Genomic DNA, 18,969 nt, shown 5'->3' with positions numbered 1-18,969 from the left:
CCAACTTGTTTGCTTGGTTTTAAATAAAAATCAATTTAAAATTAAAAATAAAGGATTGAGAGGGTTTTATAGCTAAAAGTTTAAGATGAGCTACAATAGAAAAAACTTTAATCTTTAAGACCATGCCAAAAACATATTCTGTCGATTTACGCGAAAAAGCCATGCAGTTTTATAAAGAGTCAAAGCATAAATCTAAGACGTGCGAAATATTTAATATTGCCAGAACCACGCTCGATGATTGGATCCTGATCGAACAGCAGACTGGTCAACTCAAACAACCTAAGTCTCCAAATGTAGGACGTCCCTCAAAGATTCTGGACCTGCAAGCTTTTGAAGCATTTGTAAAAACAACGCCATTTACCCAAGCTAAAGATCTTATTCCTTTGTTTGAACAGAAATTCGGTTATAGCGTTGGCTATCATGTCATTTTAAAAGCTCTAAATAAGATGGGTTGGACGCGTAAAAAAAGAGTTTTCTCTACAAACAAGCCTGCAAGTTAAGCCGTGCTGTATTTGAATGGTGTTTGCCTCAGTGGAAGCAGCAATATGGTGAAGATCACATTCTTTATATCGATGAATCAGGCATCAATACCAATGAAACCGCAGAATATGGTTGGTCTCCAAAAGGTCAACGTTGTCATGCATTTAAGTCAGGTGGGCATGGCACGAGACTCAGTATGATCAGTGCGGTCAGATCAAATGCACCATTCAAGTTTACTCAACCTTTAGTTTTTCACGGTTCGTGTGATCGGAATATTTTTGTCTGTTGGTTGGAATATTTGTTGCAGGATTTAAAGCAAAAGGATGATCAGACTAAGAGTTATTTGCTGATTCTAGATAATGCATCCATTCATAAAGGTCGAGTAATTGATGACTTGGCAGCACGATATCAGATAAGAATTGTTTATCTACCTGCATATAGTCCTGATCTAAATCCTATTGAGAGAGCATGGTCTGTCCTAAAAAGTAAAGTCAGACATATGGTTGCCCATAGCAATAAAACACTTCCCGACGCTTTGGATATTGCATTCAAGATGATGTAGCTTATATTCTATACTTAGCTATATGTCATCAGAATAGAGCTCTTTCAAAATCAAAAAATGATCATAGAACCACGATCTAAAGGATCAATCAAATTTCCTATTCTCTCTGTGAGGAAGTAGGGATAAGGGTATTTTAATCTAAAAACAACCTCTCCCTAGCCCTCTCCTAAAAGGAGAGGGAATCTCCATTATTAAATTTTAATAGGATGAAAATTGATTTATGAAAGACGTTTAATAATAGTGCAGTTTGAACACAAGCAATATTCGTAAAATGCACTCAAGGAAGAGTAATATTTGACAATGGTATTTGATCAAAAAGTGTCTATACATCACAATCGATCGATACAGGAATGAATTCAAATTTAAAAAAATAAGGACGTAGCTGACGACTCTGCTGATCATTTTTAAGGAGTCGGAATAGAGAAATTTAATCTGGAATGCTGACTTTAAATGTTTATAGCTTAGATTTGTTCGGCGCAAAACAATTGATTGGAGTGGGCAATTTTCTTGGCAATGTAATGTGAGCGTTTAAAGCGGATCAATAGCACTTGTGACTGAAACTCAAGCTCACCAAATTCAGGTTCAACCTGCACATAATGCAGTTGTCCAAATTCATCACGCACTCGCGCTTGTGCGGAAAAACCGGGGCGGGCATTGCCACTTGACACGGTGGCTAAACGACCGAGCAGATTGGAATGAGAGGTTTGAAACTTTGGACGAATCACTTGATCCAAACAATGAATCATAAACACAGTAAAAAAAATGCCAATGATCAAGGCAGGCAAAACAGCGTAGTACCACGGCATAAATTCGTGTTGATAAGCAAAGCTGATCAGTTGGATGAAATACCCTGAGAAGCTGAAATTGATCAGTAGAAAGACAAAGATCAGCACTTTGGAAAATTTGACTTGAATCCATGGCGAGTCAATCAGCCAATGTGGCGCAACTTTTTTAAAAAAGGTACTTGGACGCAGCCCAATATAATAGCCTAAGGTTTCTGCCATACTGAGCATAAACAGCATGAGCACACTTAGATGAAACGGCATTAAGTCATATTCAAATAAGAATGCAAGCATAGTGAACTCTCGGGTTATGTTTCTATTAAGCGATATTATTGAAGTATTTCTAACTGTTCTAAATCTTTAGAGCTATCCCATTCAGCACTTGAATGGGACATTTTGAAGTTCTAATCAATAGTTCTAATCAATCATCGCATCACTTGATGCAAGGGATCAATCTTGTAAATAAATACCACCATCGGAATGCACTTTGATCTCTACTTTTTCAAGCGAGTCGCCTTGGCAAGGTCCTGAAATACACAGTCCTGTTTCAACATCGAACAGCGCGCCATGGGTCGAACACTCAATAAACTGCTGATCACGATCTAAAAATTGGTTTTCTAAAAACTCAAGTTCAACTTGCAGATGTGGACACAAGTTTTGGTATGCGAAGAAGGCACCATCTCGTTGGGTAATAAAGATATTATCTCCCTCGCTCGTTTCAAAAGATCGAGCTTCACGTTCAGGAATTTCTTCCATCATGCAAATTTTTTCCATCTTATACGCTTTCCACTTCAAGTTGTTTGAGTAATTTTGGGTAGTCTGCAACAGCTAAACGTGGTCCAAACTGTGCAACCACTTGGCTAGAAATTAAGATAGCCAATTCTGCTGCCGTTTGTAAATCTTTACCGGCATTTAAGGCATATAAAAATGCACCCGAGAATGCATCTCCAGCACCATTGGTATCAACAGCAGTGACTTTTCGACCGGCAACTTGAATATGCTCTTCGGCAGTTGCAACCAAAGCACCTTCAGCACCCAGTGTAATCACCACTGTTTTCGCCAAGCTTTTCAAAGCAGCTAAAGCAGCCTCAATAGTTTCTGTTTGGGTATACATCACTGCTTCTTGCTCATTACAGAACAATAGATCTACACCATCATCCAAAAGTTCTTCTAAGCCTGTACGTGCATATTGCACCATTGCAGGATCAGACAAAGTTAAAGCGATTTTCACTTGATTATCTTTGGCAATTTGGCGCGCTTGTTGAACCGCTACACGTGCGCTATCGCTGGTAGACAAATAACCTTCGATATACAACCATTTTGCTGTTTTAAGCGACTCAAAGTCGATTTGGCTATCGGTCAGTTCTGCGGTAATCCCCAAATAGGTATGCATAGTACGCTCTGAGTCAGGGCTGACCAAAACCATGCAAGTGCCTGTGACGCCTTCACTGATTGATTTTTTTGAAGTGAGAATGCCGGCATCATTGAGACCATCTAGATACACGCTGCCTAATTCGTCATTACCCACACGGCAACCATAAAAAGCAGAACCACCCAGTGCGCTAAAAGCCACAGTGGTGTTGGCAGCTGAACCGCCTGAGGCTTGACCTTTATAGACTTGACTGTTTTGTAGATTTTGAAAAAGTTGGGCTTGCGTTTCACCATCGGTCAATTGCATAGTGCCTTTTTGCAAATTTTGTTCTGCTAAAAACTCATCTGAAACTTTAAATTCTTGGTCAATCAGTGCATTACCAATTGCAAAAAGGTCAACAGTAGCCATGTTCTTAATCACATCAATGTAAAAGAGCAAAGTTTACACCAATATCTCCTTAGACTATAGATTGATGAATAAAATTCAAGATGGGGTGATTTTTCAACTGGAATTGGTGTAAAAAGGAGGAAAATAAAGATTTGGAATGGATCCATGGATATTGAAATTCAACCAGTTACAGAATTACCAAAAGAAATTGCCGAATTAGAAAAACAGGCAGTGTCTGAAGGCTTTAGTTTTGTTGGTCGAATGATTGAAGAATTTAACAATGGGACAAACAAATTTGATCAGCAGGGTGAGTTTTTACTGATGGCCTATGATGGCAAAAAACTGATTGCTTGTGGGGGCTTAAATCAACAACGCAGTGAAGACACTCATGGCAAGCACATTGGTCGAGTGCGTCGTTTTTATGTATTACCGCAGTATCGTAAATATGGGGTCGGTAAACAATTGCTTCAGCATTTAGAAAAGAAAGCTGTAAGTCATTTTTCGGCACTGTGTCTCAATACCGACACGCAATCCGCAGCGCATTTTTACCAAAAAATGAATTATGTACATGTGGCTAACCATCCGAGCTACAACTATTTTAAATATCTGATCAATTCATTGGGTTCAGTTGAATGACGCTTGATGAACCAACTCAGTCAATGATCTAATTTGAGTCATTCATTACATTGATTATTTCGAACAGACCATATCGCGTCTGTTCGATGTGAAACTAAAAAACAACACCGTGATTTAAATCAGCGCAATCAATCCACCTTAGAAGGGATGATGTCGACGCTTACTCACTTGAAGTTTCATATTTAAATGCTATGTGTTGCGATCTATGGACTGGTTAGCTAAGTACAGTCGGCAAATATATTCAATTTATGTCATCCAACAATGGGGTTGAGAGAGGTGTCAGACGTTTAAACAAATACTGGCTTTAACTTAATAATGAATTTGAAAAAATGCAGGCTAGAGATCGCTTATTAATCTGTAATTCAAGTCAATTTGCAATATAGATTGATCTCAAGATGTAGCCGTACTAGATCTAAGTCTTTTTAAAATTAAATAACATGAGTTTGTAAAGCAACAGTTTAGTTATGCTTATTCATTGCAATCTTTAAACTGAGATCAGGGCATGGGTACAGCTAAGGCGATAATCAATAACCCAATTAAAATAGCCTAAGCAGATTTAGTTTCAAACTTTTAAAATCACAATTTGCGGCAAGGCAATCACAAATATGCCGAGATTTAAAATGACAAATTTATTCTGAGTAAAATACTCGGTTATTTTGAATCAGCCGAGTATTAATGAGTGAATTATGTCTAAGGATCGGTATAATGATGAATGAGAATAATTTAGCTTTAGGAGCTCACATGACAGTAGATGTTACTGAAACCATTTCCCACACTGTACATCCTGCGTTTCAGTTGGTACGTCAACACCATGTAGCCGCACTCGATATCTTAGTATCTGAATATAAACATAAAGTGACCAATGCTGTTCACTATCATTTAGCCACAGAACATGATGAAAATGTATTCTTGGTGGCGTTTCGTACTCAGCCGATGGACTCAAAAGGCGAGGCGCATATTTTAGAACATACGGCATTGTGTGGATCTGAAAAATTCCCTGTACGTGATCCGTTCTTCTTGATGATTCGCCGTTCACTTAATACCTTTATGAACGCGTTTACCGCAGCAGATTGGACGGCGTATCCATTTGCGACGCAAAACAAAAAAGATTTCCAAAATTTATTGGCGGTATATTTGGATGCCGCATTTGCAGCAAATTTAAATCCACTTGATTTTGCGCAAGAAGGTATTCGTATTGAGCTTGAAAATGGTGAGCCGGTTTATAAAGGCGTAGTGTTCAATGAAATGAAAGGGGCGATGAGTTCTCCTTCAGATCAGCTCTATCATCAGTTAGCCCATCATTTGTTCCCAAAAACCACCTATCACTACAACTCAGGTGGTGATCCGAAAGATATTCCCGACCTGACTTACCAAGAGTTAGTTGATTTTTATAAGTCACACTACCATCCAAGTAATGCGATTTTTATGACCTTTGGTAATGAATCGGCTTATGACCTACAAGAGAAGTTTGAAACTTTGGCATTGTCTAAGTTTGAAAAAGGGCAAACTTTAAGCTCTGTGCATGAACAGCGTTTAGCTGCGCCGATTGAAGTGACTGAAACCTATGCAGTGGATGCAGAAGACCTCAATGACAAAACCTATCATGTCATGTCTTGGTTATTGCCTGAGTCAAGCGACACTAAACTCCGTTTAGGTTTACGTTTGGCTGAAGGGATTTTACTCGAAGACTCAGCATCACCGTTACGTCATTACCTTGAAACCTGTGGTTATGCACAATCGACGGGTCCAATTTTAGGTTTAGATGATTCGAACTTTGAAATGACCTTTTATGTCGGTGTCCAAGGGTCTAATGCTGAACATGCTGAAACCTTTAAAAATGGGGTTCTAAATATTCTTCAGGACGTCGCGTCTAAACCTGTCGATCCTGTTTTGATTGATGCAATTCTGCATCAAATTGAATTGCATCAACGTGAAATTGGTGGTGATGGTACACCTTATGGTTTAAGCCTGATTTTAAATGGTTTGGGCAGTGCAATTCATCACAATGATCCAATTGAAGTATGGGATGTCGATGCAACCATCGAAAAAGTTAAAGAAGAACTCAAAGACCCAATGTGGATATCGAACTTAATCAAAACTCATTTGATTGACAATCCACACCGTGTACAAATGACCTTAATTCCAGATGCAAGCAAATCTGCAAAAGAAGCAGAAGCAGAAAAAGCACGTTTAGCAGAAATCGGTGCAAACTTAACCGAAGAACAACGTCAGGAGATCATTCGTCAAACGGAAGCGCTCAATGAGCGTCAAGCCACACCTGATAATTTGGATCTGTTACCAAAAGTGGGATTAGAAGACATTCCTGCTGAATTGGCGATTGTGCAAGGACAGTTACGTGAGATTATCTGCAATGGTTTAGATACCCCTTTGAATCTATACCATGCAGGTACCAACGGTATTTATTACCAACAAGTCTTGATTCAAATTCCAGATAACATCGTGCAATCTCCATATTTCAACCTATTGTCAATCTTAATGGGTGAAGTGGGTGCAGGTGAGTATGGTTACCTCGAGCTACAACAACTGCAAACTGCGGTAAGTGGTGGTTTGGGTATGGGCGCATCACTACGTAGTAAAGTGGACAATAAAGGTCAAATCAGTGCTTGGCTGACCCTCACCACCAAATCTTTAACCGATAAATTAGATACGATTCAATTGCTGAAATTGGCATTTGAGCAGCTTCGCTTTGATGAAAAAGACCGCATAATTGAATTGCTACAACAGCGTAAAACCCGTTGGGCATCTCGTTTGTCGGGTTCAGGTCATAGTTATGCGATGCAAATTGCCTCGCGTAACATGAGCGCATTAGCACAGCGTGATTACAACACCACAGGTTTGGGTGCTTTAAATTGGCTCGGGGAATTGGTCGCTAAAATTGAAAAAGATCAAGCAGCCTATGATGACTTGATCAGTCAATTAAAAGCCATTCACCGTGCATTGTTACTTGCGCCAAAACAGTTCCTTTTGGTGTGTGAAGAGCATCATTCAGAGCGTCTGATTGAAGAAATACAAACGGTATGGGACAAACTGGCGATTGATCAAACGCCTGTTGCGCTTAAATCAGTTGAATTTAGCCCATCAGATCGTGATGAAGCATGGCTCATTCAAGCCAATGTTCAATTCTGTGCGTCAGCGTATCCTGCGGTAGACGTTTCTCATCCAGATGCACCGCCCCTGATGGCATTGGCAGGCTATTTGCGTAATGGTTTCTTGCACAGTGCCATTCGTGAAAAAGGCGGCGCATACGGCGGGGGCGCAAGCTACGATGGCAATGCCTGTGCATTCCGTTTCTATAGCTACCGTGACCCACGTTTAGCAGAAACCTTTGACGATTTTGAAGCAAGTGTGGAATGGTTGCTGAATACAGAACAAAAACCGCATCAGCTCGAAGAAGCGATTTTAGGTTTAGTCTCTGGGATGGACAAACCGGGTTCACCTGCTGGTGAAGCGATTACCGCTTGCTATGCATTGCTGCATGGTCGTACGCCTGCATTTAGAAAGATGTTGCGTGAACGTTTGCTAAAAGTGACGCTAGAGGATTTGAAACGTGTCGCAAAAACGTATTTAATAGCACAAAAGCCAACCAAAGCAGTTGTTGCACCTGTAGCGAAAAAAGAAACCCTTCAACAAATGGGGTTTGATATAAAACAAGTAAATTAAAAATATGGGAGAACTCTATGTCGTTCAATAGGATTGAACGCACACCATTGAACCTGAGCATCGTCACGATGCTCAGTTTTTGGGGCGTAACTTCAAGCTATGCGCAAGACTCATCAGAACAAATAAAACCCGCAAGTTCCCAAGCCTGTGTGGCTTTGGAATCAAATGCAGATCGCTTGGCATGTTACGATGCATTGTTTAAAACGACAGAACCTGATAAACCGGTTTATGTTTCAGAACAACGTGCAGCACAAGAATTAGAAAACACACAACAACCTAAAACTTTAACCGATAAAATTGAAAAAAAAGTCGAAAATCTTTTTTCTATTCATGGGGCTAAAGTCGACCCGAATACCTCTTTATTAGATAAACGCTGGGAACTGTCTGAAGACAGTAAGCTGGGTACGTGGAATATTCGTGCCCATCAGCCCGTGTATTTATTGCCAGGATTTTGGACCTCAAAAAAGAATGAATTTCCTCAAAGTGAAAACCCTGAAAATACGGTAGAGGAAGATCAAAACCTTAAATCAATGGAAGCGAAATTTCAGATTTCATTAAAGACCAAAGCGCTTGAAAATTTGATTGGCAATAATGGCGATGTTTGGATTGGCTATACCCAATCTTCACGTTGGCAGGTGTATAACTCGCAAGAATCACGACCATTTCGTGAAACCAACTATGAGCCTGAAGCAAGTTTGGTGTTCCATACCAACTATAATGTTCTGGGGTTAAATGGTCGCTTATTGGGTTTAACGTTGAATCACCAATCCAATGGTCGTTCAGATCCGCTATCACGTAGTTGGAACCGTTTGATGCTGAATTTGGGCTTTGAACGTGGCAATTTTGCCATGATGGTGCGTCCGTGGTATCGCATAGAAGAAGACTTTAAAGATGATAATAATCCAGACATTAAAAATTATATCGGTCGGGGTGATCTGACCTCGTTCTATCGTTGGAAAGACAATGAATTCAGCTTAATGCTGCGTCATTCTTTAAAAGGTGGGGATGATGCACATGGTGCAGCGCAATTTGATTGGGCATTCCCAATCAGTGGCAAACTGCGTGGACACTTTCAATTATTTGATGGTTATGGAGAGAGCTTAATCGACTATAACCACCGTGCCACTTACGTTGGCTTGGGTGTATCTTTGATGAATGCATTCTAAGCACCGTAATTATTATCGCTTCAATAAAAAACCACTCAAAGGAGTGGTTTTTTTATGGTCAAATGTTTAGATCATTCGGTCTTTTGCAGTTGTTGAATCAATTGCTCTGCTTTAAAGCTTCCGGTTAACCTCAAGTCGCGGATTTCTTCACCCTCCGCATTAAAAATCAATAGGGTCGGAGGACCTAGAATTTCATGTTGTTTTAAAATCAGATCTTGTGATTTTTCATAAGTGGATAGATCAAGTTTGATTAAAACAAAATCGTGTAATGCGCGCTGTACATCTGCACGTGGAAAAACCTCTTTTTCTAAAGGTTGACAGGCCACACACCAATCCGCATAGACATCAACAACCGCAAACTTTTGTTGAGCTTTGGCTTGTTCTAAAGCTTGGTTTAATGCGGTTTCGGTTGAAACTTGTTGCCATGAAGAACGATCATTGTGTTGATGAACAATCAATTGCGTTAGGTAAGCTTGATAGGCAAAGTAAAAAGTTGTTGCGATTGAAGCCATGATAGCAAATATCACCAAGCCTTTATTCAAAGCAGTCTGCGTGTCCTTAAAGACCTTGATTAAATATATAGCCAAGCCTAGCGCAATCATAGCCAAGAGCCCGCTATACAGCATCTGACTGAGCATTGGACGGATAAAATAAATCGCCATGCACAGCATCATAAAACCAAAGCAGACTTTTAAATGATTCATCCACAGTCCGGGTTTAGGCAAAAGTCGAGTACCAAATAGGCTGGCGATCAACAGCGGAAGTCCAATGCCGAGACCCAACACAAACAAGTATAGCCCGCCTAAAACCGCACTATGACTTTGCGAAACAAACAATAAGGCACCTGCAAGTGGCGCACTCATACAAGGACCTACAATCAGTGCGGACAACGCCCCCATACCGATTGAACCGAGCAAGGTGCCTGCTTTTTGCTTATTTTGAAATTGATTGAGTGTGTTGATCCACCTTTGTGGTAAGGACAGTTGAAATAACCCAAATAAATTCAATGCAAAGATCACAAACAATAGTGCAAAAGCTGAAATGAACATTGGGCTTTGGAACCAGCGCTGAAAGCTATAGCCAATTTCAGCGACAAATACACCCATCAAGCCATACACCACGGCCATACTCATAATAAAACTGCTGACAATCGCTACAGCTTTATAACCGGTCTTACGTTGAATAATCAGGGTTGAAATAATCGGAATCAGGGGAAGTGAGCAGGGTAAAAATGCCAATAAGACACCGAGTGCTAAAAAAATTAAAAGGTTGAGAAATATTGAATCTTTAGATAATAAGTTAAAAAAGGATTGATCATCATTCCATTGTAATGACGTTGAACTGACGTTGGATTGACTAATATTGGCTTTTTGATTTTTTGGGTTATCGTTAAGATCGGTGTTGCTTAAGTCTTGCTGTTCTATTGCGCTATCTTGCAAAATTTGTGATTGATCTATTTGGCTTAAATCCGACGTAGAGCTTGCATCACTGCTTGAGACCGATGAATTAGACCGCGCATCAATTGCATTATTGCCTAATAGATTTGCATGATTATTGGCAGAAGAATTCAGCAATTGTCTATTGCTAAATCCTAAACTTGACCATTCTTGAGCCAGTAATCCATCAGCATCGGTTTTAATGGTTTTATTTTGCAGTGGATAACACAGTCCATCTTGGGAACAGCCTTGCCAATACACAGTGTAGGTGGTATTGGGTTTTGCAATAAATTCTGCAGTAACTGCATCATAATGCACTTCTGTCACACCGAATGTCGGATCATTTTTTTGATGCCCTTGAGGCAGTTTTAAACTGATTATGTTCTTCTTCGCAGAATCATCTTGACTATCGATAAGCACTTTAAACTGATCATGATACAGATAATAATGCGCTGCGATCTCCCACTTTAACTGTGCTTTTTGTTTGTTGATCGATTCTGCTGAAAATTGAAAGGCTTGTTCAGCAGGGAGAAAATCCGGATTTGCATGTGCCACAGGGTTGAGGCTGATTCCCAATGTCATGGCGAAACACAGATACTGAATAGAGCGCAAATCCAACACCTTAAATATTAAGAGTAATAAGCTTATTATTGATCAAGCCCACTCACAAGTGAAGTCGTGTGTGTTTAAATGAGTCTAAGTTTAATGTTTAACTTAGATGTTGATGATTTAGATTCAACGCAGTATCAATATTCGAATTAAATCTCACCCTAGAACGTTTCATTTTTTTACCAGTTATCGTTTATTTATATTTCAGTAGTTAGAAAAATTGACCATTCATTCGAATAAAACCTGTATTTGTTTAATAACTAGACGGTTGTTGCATCTTTGACATTAAAGTACATAATTTAGATTGTTATATTAATACCTTTAGCGTATAACTGTTGTTATTGATGCGGGATGGAGCAGTCTGGTAGCTCGTCGGGCTCATAACCCGAAGGTCGTTGGTTCAAATCCAGCTCCCGCTACCAATCATAAAATGTATGCTCAGAGAAAAAAGCGTGCGTTAAACGATTGGTGAAAATGATCGATGATCAATATGTGTTTGTTTAACTAATCTAATATTGCCGAAGTTTGTGATTCATAATTTTTAAAAAAACTGAATTGCATGATTACCTCCCCAATGAATGCTTAAGCAAATTTAATAAGCTCTCTTAAAATATTGATCAATATCTTATGCAAAATGGTTTTGCAGGGCATGTAATGTCTTGAATGACCATAAAAAATAAATTATTGGTGTAGAAATTGAACAAAATCGAAAATGTAATTGCAAAATCTGTAAATGGTAGTGAAATTCTTGTATCGTTGGTGCCTTCTCAAAAAATGCAAAGTACCCGTGATGGATTTAAATGGGTTGAAGTGGGTAAAAAAGTGCTTCTTCAATCTGGTTTAGAAATTGAATTAAACTTGGATGGTCGTAGTTTTTATACTGGACTTCATGAAATGTTCCGTTTAGAAAAACGAGCATGCTAATCACTGCTTAAACTCAATTGAAAAACCGCCTTAGTTGGCGGTTTTTTATTGGGTAAATTTTATAAGCAGCCATTTAAAAAATAGTCATTTAGAAAACAGGTGGGGTGTAGGCGAGTGATCGACCTAAAATCCACAATAAGAACAGCACCAATGGGACATGGAAAATCAGTTGGGTCACGGTAAAGCCAATTACGTCTTTGGCTTTGAGTTTTAAAATGCCAAGCATGGGGAGCATAAAGAACGGGTTAATTAAATTCGGTAAGGCTTCAGCCGCATTATAAATTTGCACTGACCAACCCAAATGTACTTTTAAATCATGTGCCGCTTGAATTACATAGGGCGCTTCAATAATCCATTTACCGCCACCTGAAGGAATAAAGAAACCTAAGATTGCAGAATAAATGCCCATCACGATGGCAAAGGTTTCTTTAGAAGCGATCGACACAAAGAATTCCGCAATATAATGAGAAAGCGATAGATCTGCGCCATTTAAAGCTTTGGTCATAATAAAGGCGATACTGCCATACAGTGGAAACTGAATCAGTACGCCTGCTACAGCAGGAACGGCTTTCGACACAGCATTTAAAAAGTTACGTGGCGTGCCATGCAAAGCAATGCCGAGCATCAGAAATATAAAGTTATAGGTATTCAGGCTTGAAATGGCAAGAATCGGATTGCTTTTACCAAATTCGTTGAACATCCAAATCAGACCTAGAACAACGATTAAAATACTTAAAATCGGAGAGTTTTCTAACCAATCGCCCGGACGTTTTGGCGCATTTGCATCTTGGGTAGGTTTTTCTTCATCAAGTTGAACATCAAATTGATCTATGGTTTTGATGTGGTTGCCTTTCGGTGCTGACCAATAGCAAATTGCAATAGACGCCACAATGAGTACTGCAGTCATGATCATCGACTGAGGGAGGAAAATGGTTTCCGTAAAGGGAATGACACCGGTTAAGTTGTATATCGGTTCAGGAAGACTGGTTTTATTGGCTTGAAGCTGAGCCGCAGAGGAGCTGATACCAAGTGCCCATGTTGCGCCCATGCCAATAATTGCAGCTGCAGCTGCGGCGCGATAATCCATATTCAGCTCTTTACGTTTTGCTAGAGCAATCACCAAAAGTGCTGTCAACACAGTACTCATTGCCCAATTGATCAATGAAATCAATAGACTCACTGTCGCAACCAGAACAATCGCACTACGCCCTGAGTTTGGGATTCGTGCCATTTTCTGAATAAGAATTTCAACCGGTTTGGAGACTGAAACGACATAGCCCACAATGATCAACATACACATTTGCATGGTGAAAGGAATTAGGCTCCAAAATCCATCACCAAATGAAATCGCAACATCTTTAGCAGGGGCACCAATGGCAAGTGCCGCGACGGCAACAATAATCACCCCAAGTAAAGCGAAAATATAGGAGTCAGGAAACCATTTCTCTGACCAATCACTGACTTTTAAAGCAAATCTTTGCAATATATTTTGAGAATTATCCATAATTCTAGTCCTATTTTATTATTTGAAATTGAGTTGGAAATCACGACTCATTTTTTACACATTAATGTTTGTCTAAATGGAATTCACCCTAAAACCGAAGTGATAGGGTGAATGAAAAAACCAAGTAGATGATCCACAGGATGTGTCCTGTGAGGATGCTCAATTTTTAATACTATTGAATCAACTGCTATTGAATAAGTGACACACCCGTGACGTTTTGAATGTCTTCAAAACTTACGTCTTTTGCCAATTCCACCAATTTTACGCCTTGTGGAGTAATATCCATCACGCCTAAATCTGTAATGATACGATGCACCACACCTTTACCGGTTAAAGGTAAAGCACACTGCTCGACGATTTTCGGTGTACCATCTTTGGCAGAGTGTTCCATCAGCACCACGACTTTTTGTACACCCGCAACCAAATCCATGGCACCGCCCATGCCTTTGACTTTTTTACCGGGAATCATCCAGTTGGCAAGGTCACCAGTTTGCGACACTTCCATTGCACCCAAAATCGCGATATTGACATGACCGCCACGGATCATGGCAAATGAGTCAGCACTGGAAAAAAAGGAAGCACCCTTACGGGCAGTCACCGTTTGCTTGCCTGCATTAATGAGGTCAGCATCCACGGTTTCTTGAGTAGGGAATTCACCTATGCCCAATAAACCATTTTCAGACTGCAGCCAAACATTGATATTTTCAGGAATATAGTTGGCAACCAACGTCGGTAATCCAATACCTAAATTCACATAAAAACCATCTTCAAGCTCTAAAGCTGCGCGCTGCGCCATTTCATTGCGTGTCCAAGCCATGGGTTAAGCCTCCGCCTTTAACGTCATTTGTTCAATGCGCTTTTCTGGATGTGCATTTAACACGATACGGTTGATATAAATACCGGGTAAATGGATGTCGTCAGGATCAAGTTCGCCAATCTCAACAATTTCTTCCACTTCCGCGATGCTGATTTTTCCTGCCATAGCACAAACAGGGTTAAAGTTTTGTGCCGTTTTACGGAAGATTAAGTTGCCTGCTTTATCGGCTTTATAGGCTTTCACCAATGCGACATCGGCAGTTAACGATTCTTCTAAAATGTATTCTTTGCCTTTAAATTCACGGACTTCTTTACCCTCTGCGATGAGTGTGCCCACGCCTGTTTGGGTAAAGAAAGCAGGGATGCCAGCCCCCCCTGCGCGGAGTTTTTCCGCCAATGTGCCTTGAGGGGTCAGTTCCACCTCGAGTTCACCATTTAAAAACTGGCGTTCGAATTCTTTGTTTTCACCGACATAAGAGGCAATCATTTTTTTGATTTGTTTGGTCTCAAGCAGTAGCCCCAAACCAAAACCATCCACGCCTGCATTGTTTGAAATACAGGTTAAATCTTTTGCACCTGTCTCTTTGAGTGCAGTAATGAGGGCTTCAGGAATACCACACAAACCAAAGCCACCCACAGCTAAGGTATGTCCATCTTGAACGATGCCTTTTAATGCAGCTTCAGCGCTGTCATATACTTTATTGGTCATTGAACACCTCTTTCTCAATTTCAATTTTATTTTGAGTGTGTCGCCAAATACCTTTTCAGCATTCGGTGTTGATTTCATTGTTATAAGTGACTGAAGCTGAACAGACTCAACTTCAGCATGAATTCATTTTTATGCACAACGGGTTTGCCAATAGGCATTGGCATAATTGGATGGATTTTGGCGTTGCAACACCTGACTGATGTTTTGCGATGCCTGCATCAGTGCATCTAAATCAATCCCTGTTTCGAAGCCCATTTTTGAGAGCAAGTAGTACAGGTCTTCAGTAGACACATTGCCTGAAGCTCCTTTGGCATAAGGGCAACCACCGAGTCCTGCAATTGAAGAATCGAAAATCCGAATACCTTGTTGCAATGATTGGTAAATATTGGCAATCGCCATGCCATAGGTGTTATGAAAATGACCTGCGAGTTTCTCAGCATGAATTTGGGCTAAACAGGCATCCCATACTTTTTTGACCCGATCAGGCGTTGCTGTGCCAATGGTTTCCCCCAAAGACACTTCATAACAGCCCATATCCAAAAGTCGCTTTGCCACATACGCGACTTTTTCAGGTGAAATGGCTCCTTCATAAGGGCAGTCCACGATACAAGAGACATAGCCACGTACTTTGATGTTATGGGTTTTGGCTAAAGCTAAAACATCGGAAAATTTGTCAAAACTTTCATCAATCGTGCAGTTGATGTTTTTTCGGGTAAAACTTTCTGACGCTGCGGTAAAGACCGCAACTTCAGTACAGCCGACCGCGAGTGCAGACTCAAAACCTTTCAAATTCGGCGTCAATATACTGAATTGAATATTTGGGTCTTGCGGGAGTTGGCTAAACAATACATCACTATCTGCCATTTGTGGCACCCATTTGGCAGAGACACATGAACCGACTTCAATATTTTTGAGTCCGGTTTTCATCAAATCCAAAATTAGATTTTTACGGTCATCTAAAGTCAGCGGTGTCTTTTCATTTTGAAGTCCGTCACGCGGACCGACTTCAACGATTTTGACAAAGTTCGAATTGCTGTGCGTTAGGTGTTCAGAGAAAGTCGTCATGCAACCTCCTCAAGTGCTTGGAATTCAACCAGTTCGTCGCCCGCTTTCACTTGATCGCCTTTTTGGAAATACGAAGCGACGACAACCCCGTCCGCAGGTGCACGAATGGCATATTCCATTTTCATCGCTTCAAGCGTGAGTAGCACTTCATCTTTTTTCACGCTCTGATTTGCAGAGACAAACACTTGTGTCACAGCACCCGGCATTGGCGCTTTTAAGTTGGCATCTGAACCTGCTGCTTCATCACTGCTAAAGTTGTTCTTCACGTAATGGAAGGCATAGGTTTTGCCATTTTTAAAAATGGTCAGCGCATCTTTCGATTGACTAAACGCCAATTTGTCTTTTTTGCCTTGAATCTGAACCGCGACTGTATTTCGATTGAGCAATTCACCACGAAGCTCAATCTGTTGGCCGTTCACTTCAGCGACAAATACATCTTTCTGAGCCGCATCGGGTTTTGCAAACAGGTTGATTTGAAGTTCTTGATCTGCCAATTTAAATTTGACAGGGAAGCGGCTGTTCACATTGCTGCGCCATAAAGTACTAGCTTGCCAAACCGGATTGTTCGCCACTTTGTTTTGATTTAAACGCAGTAACAGTTCAGTCAGTGCTGCAGATGCAATTAACTCATTCGATGTTTGATCTTCTGATTTGAATAAATAGTTATCTTCACGTTGAATCAAATTGGTGTCGAGATGGGCATGGGTGAATGATTCACTCGCCACTAAACGATCCAAGAAGGCAATATTATTACCCAGTCCTTCAACATGGAATTGGCTGAGTGCATTGTGCATTTGCACCAAAGCTGCTTCGCGGTTTTCACCCCAAACAATCAGCTTAGCAATCATCGGGTCATAGAAAGTGGTGATTTCATCGCCTTCAACAATGCCACTGTCTACACGTACACCCGCATTTTGTTCTGGATAATGCAGATAGTTGATTTTACCAATCGCAGGCATAAAGCCTTTTTCAGGCTCTTCTGCATAGACACGTGCTTCTAGTGCATGACCATAAATGCTCAGCTCATGTTGTTGTTTTGGTAAAGGCTCACCGAATGCGACGCGAAGTTGCCATTCGACTAAGTCTTGTCCTGTAATCATTTCCGTTACAGGATGCTCAACTTGGAGACGCGTGTTCATTTCCATGAAGTAAGCCGTACCGTCTTGTTCAACAATAAACTCGACTGTTCCTGCACCGACATAATCGACCGCACGCGCTGCATTGATCGCTGCTTCACGCATGGCCTCTAACTTTGCTTCCTGCATTTTTGGCGCAGGGGCTTCCTCTAATACTTTTTGATGACGGCGTTGTACTGAACAATCACGTTCAAACAAATGCACATAATTGCCATGTTTGTCGCCAAAAACTTGAACTTCAATATGACGTGGATTCACCACATAGCGTTCAATCAACACATCATCATTGCCAAAGCTTGATTTGGCTTCAGATTTACATGAACTTAATGAGCTTAAGAAATCTTCACTGCGTTCCACCAAACGCATGCCTTTACCACCACCGCCTGCTGAGGCTTTGATCAGCACAGGATAACCGATGACATCCGCTTGTTGTTTTAGGAAGTCAGCATCTTGATTGGTGCCATGATAGCCCGGTGTTAAAGGTACACCTGCTTTTTCCATCAGGGATTTAGAAGTGGCTTTTAAACCCATGGCCAAAATTGCCGCAACTGGAGGTCCAATAAAAGTAATGTTGTTCTTTTCACAGGCTTCAGCAAATTGATCATTTTCAGACAAGAACCCATAACCTGGGTGAATTGCTTCAGCACCTGTGTCTAAAGCCGCTTGGATAATACGATCCGCTTGTAAATAGCTTTGTGCAGCAGGGGATTTGCCTATATAAATCGCTTCATCGGCTTGTTTGACATGCTGTGAGTTGGCATCTGCATCTGAATAAACCGCAACCGTTTTAATACCCAGTTTCTTCGCACTGCGAATCACACGACATGCAATTTCACCACGGTTAGCAATCAAAATTTTATTAAACATAACAATATCCTTATTCTTATTGGTGTTTTAAACCGCAGTCTTAATCCAATCTGGGCTTTGCTTATTTAAAAATGCAGTCAGTCCATTTTTGGCTTCTGCACCTTGGCGGACATGCGCGATATGTTGTGCAGTTTCAAGCAACAATTGTTCCGTGAGTTCCTGTTGATCGACCAATTGAATCAACTGTTTAGATGCTGCTTGCGCTTCAGGCCCACCGAGCAATAAGGCTTGAACAATCTCGTCAATTTTTTGATCTAAGTCTTCAGCGGAACAGACTTCATGCACTAAGCCAATATTCTGTGCTTGTTCCGCACTGATACGTTCAGCCGTAAGGAAATATCGCGATGCTTGACGCGCACCAATGGCGCGAATCACATAAGGACTAATGGTGGAAGGGGCTAGGCCTAAACGCACTTCTGAAGTTGCAAATTTAGCGTCAAAGCTTGCCACGCAAATATCACAGGCTGAAGCGAGCCCCATACCGCCACCAAAAGCAATACCATGCACCCGTGCGATGGTGGGTTGTTTTAAAGTCGCTAAACTTTTCAGCATTTTTGCCAGTTTTAAGGCATCGGCTTCATTGTCATCTTTCGATGCCTGACCTGCTTGTTTCATCCAGTTCAGATCCGCACCTGCAGAAAAACTTTTGCCACGACCGGCTAAAATCACCACACGTACATCATCACGTGTATTCAATGCAGTAAAGCAAGTATCCAATTCTTCAATCACTTGTGTATTAAATGCATTATGCAGTTCCGCACGATTGAGCCAGACGGTGACCACTTGGTTTTTTTGTTCGAGTTCTAAATATTGATAACTCATTTGATTTCTTCCTCC

The 18,969-nt window shown here is 40.7% G+C and carries 16 protein-coding genes and 1 tRNA gene; 7 read left to right on the top strand and 10 right to left on the bottom strand.

All coding sequences use genetic code 11. The features are described from left to right. The first annotated feature begins 122 nt into the window (after positions 1-122). Positions 123-500, top strand: a complete 378-nt coding sequence (locus G8D99_RS08790) for an IS630 transposase-related protein (RefSeq protein WP_166324626.1) — start codon at positions 123-125, stop codon at positions 498-500. 23 nt (positions 501-523) lie between these two features. Further along, positions 524-1,042, top strand: coding sequence for an IS630 family transposase (locus G8D99_RS08785; protein WP_166323680.1), 519 nt, complete (start codon positions 524-526; stop codon positions 1,040-1,042). A gap of 461 nt (positions 1,043-1,503) precedes the next feature. On the opposite strand, the gene G8D99_RS08780 is transcribed toward G8D99_RS08785, so the two are convergent. The 3 genes from G8D99_RS08780 to G8D99_RS08770 form a co-directional block, all read right to left on the bottom strand. Beyond that, on the bottom strand, positions 1,504-2,118 hold the full coding sequence (locus G8D99_RS08780) for an OB-fold-containig protein (RefSeq protein ID WP_166324623.1): 615 nt from the start codon (positions 2,116-2,118) through the stop codon (positions 1,504-1,506). 156 nt (positions 2,119-2,274) lie between these two features. Further along, positions 2,275-2,583 carry a Rieske (2Fe-2S) protein gene (locus tag G8D99_RS08775; protein WP_171522600.1) on the bottom strand — a complete coding sequence of 103 codons (309 nt, stop codon included), beginning with the start codon at positions 2,581-2,583 and terminating at the stop codon, positions 2,275-2,277. A 16-nt stretch (positions 2,584-2,599) separates the two neighbouring features. Then, positions 2,600-3,604, bottom strand: coding sequence for an adenosine kinase (locus G8D99_RS08770; protein ID WP_166324617.1), 1,005 nt, complete (start codon positions 3,602-3,604; stop codon positions 2,600-2,602). A gap of 144 nt (positions 3,605-3,748) precedes the next feature. Here G8D99_RS08770 and G8D99_RS08765 point away from each other — a divergent pair, with 144 nt between their 5' ends. From G8D99_RS08765 to G8D99_RS08755, 3 genes are all read left to right on the top strand, one after another. Next, positions 3,749-4,219, top strand: a complete 471-nt coding sequence (locus tag G8D99_RS08765) for a GNAT family N-acetyltransferase (protein ID WP_166324614.1) — start codon at positions 3,749-3,751, stop codon at positions 4,217-4,219. 741 nt (positions 4,220-4,960) lie between these two features. Continuing rightward, positions 4,961-7,900 carry an insulinase family protein gene (locus G8D99_RS08760; RefSeq protein WP_166324611.1) on the top strand — a complete coding sequence of 980 codons (2,940 nt, stop codon included), beginning with the start codon at positions 4,961-4,963 and terminating at the stop codon, positions 7,898-7,900. 17 nt (positions 7,901-7,917) lie between these two features. Next, a complete protein-coding gene (locus G8D99_RS08755) occupies positions 7,918-9,066 on the top strand; it encodes a phospholipase A (protein WP_166324608.1) in 1,149 nt (382 codons plus the stop codon). Between the two features lie 71 nt (positions 9,067-9,137). On the opposite strand, the gene dsbD is transcribed toward G8D99_RS08755, so the two are convergent. After that, positions 9,138-11,084 carry a protein-disulfide reductase DsbD gene (dsbD, locus tag G8D99_RS08750; RefSeq protein WP_166327653.1) on the bottom strand — a complete coding sequence of 649 codons (1,947 nt, stop codon included), beginning with the start codon at positions 11,082-11,084 and terminating at the stop codon, positions 9,138-9,140. A 372-nt stretch (positions 11,085-11,456) separates the two neighbouring features. Here dsbD and G8D99_RS08745 point away from each other — a divergent pair. Together G8D99_RS08745 and G8D99_RS08740 are read left to right on the top strand one after the other, a co-directional pair. Further along, positions 11,457-11,533 (top strand) — tRNA-Met (locus tag G8D99_RS08745). A 274-nt stretch (positions 11,534-11,807) separates the two neighbouring features. After that, the gene (locus tag G8D99_RS08740; RefSeq protein ID WP_166324605.1) at positions 11,808-12,035 is read left to right on the top strand and encodes a hypothetical protein; all 228 of its coding nucleotides are present in this window, start codon (positions 11,808-11,810) and stop codon (positions 12,033-12,035) included. An 88-nt stretch (positions 12,036-12,123) separates the two neighbouring features. On the opposite strand, the gene G8D99_RS08735 is transcribed toward G8D99_RS08740, so the two are convergent. The 6 genes from G8D99_RS08735 to G8D99_RS08710 all read right to left on the bottom strand — a co-directional run bounded on the left by G8D99_RS08735 (position 12,124) and on the right by G8D99_RS08710 (position 18,954). Next, positions 12,124-13,539 (bottom strand): short-chain fatty acid transporter, encoded by a 1,416-nt coding sequence (locus G8D99_RS08735; protein WP_166324602.1) that lies wholly within the window; start codon positions 13,537-13,539, stop codon positions 12,124-12,126. A gap of 187 nt (positions 13,540-13,726) precedes the next feature. Then, the gene (locus G8D99_RS08730) at positions 13,727-14,356 is read right to left on the bottom strand and encodes a CoA transferase subunit B (RefSeq protein ID WP_166324599.1); all 630 of its coding nucleotides are present in this window, start codon (positions 14,354-14,356) and stop codon (positions 13,727-13,729) included. Positions 14,357-14,359: 3 nt separating this feature from the next. Further along, positions 14,360-15,064 carry a CoA transferase subunit A gene (locus tag G8D99_RS08725; RefSeq protein WP_166324596.1) on the bottom strand — a complete coding sequence of 235 codons (705 nt, stop codon included), beginning with the start codon at positions 15,062-15,064 and terminating at the stop codon, positions 14,360-14,362. Positions 15,065-15,193: 129 nt separating this feature from the next. Continuing rightward, positions 15,194-16,129 carry a hydroxymethylglutaryl-CoA lyase gene (locus G8D99_RS08720; protein ID WP_166324593.1) on the bottom strand — a complete coding sequence of 312 codons (936 nt, stop codon included), beginning with the start codon at positions 16,127-16,129 and terminating at the stop codon, positions 15,194-15,196. Continuing rightward, positions 16,126-18,132, bottom strand: a complete 2,007-nt coding sequence (locus G8D99_RS08715; protein WP_166324590.1) for an acetyl/propionyl/methylcrotonyl-CoA carboxylase subunit alpha — start codon at positions 18,130-18,132, stop codon at positions 16,126-16,128. Before G8D99_RS08715 ends, G8D99_RS08720 begins: the two co-directional genes overlap by 4 nt. A 27-nt stretch (positions 18,133-18,159) precedes the next feature. Then, complete coding sequence (locus G8D99_RS08710) at positions 18,160-18,954, bottom strand: enoyl-CoA hydratase/isomerase family protein (RefSeq protein ID WP_166324587.1); 795 nt, start codon at positions 18,952-18,954, stop codon at positions 18,160-18,162. Positions 18,955-18,969 lie beyond the last annotated feature (15 nt).

Origin of the sequence: Acinetobacter lanii, assembly GCF_011578285.1 — a bacterium.
Lineage (GTDB): Bacteria > Pseudomonadota > Gammaproteobacteria > Pseudomonadales > Moraxellaceae > Acinetobacter > Acinetobacter lanii.
Note: the sequence above shows the minus strand (reverse complement) of the source record. Positions and strands in the feature narration are given on the sequence as shown.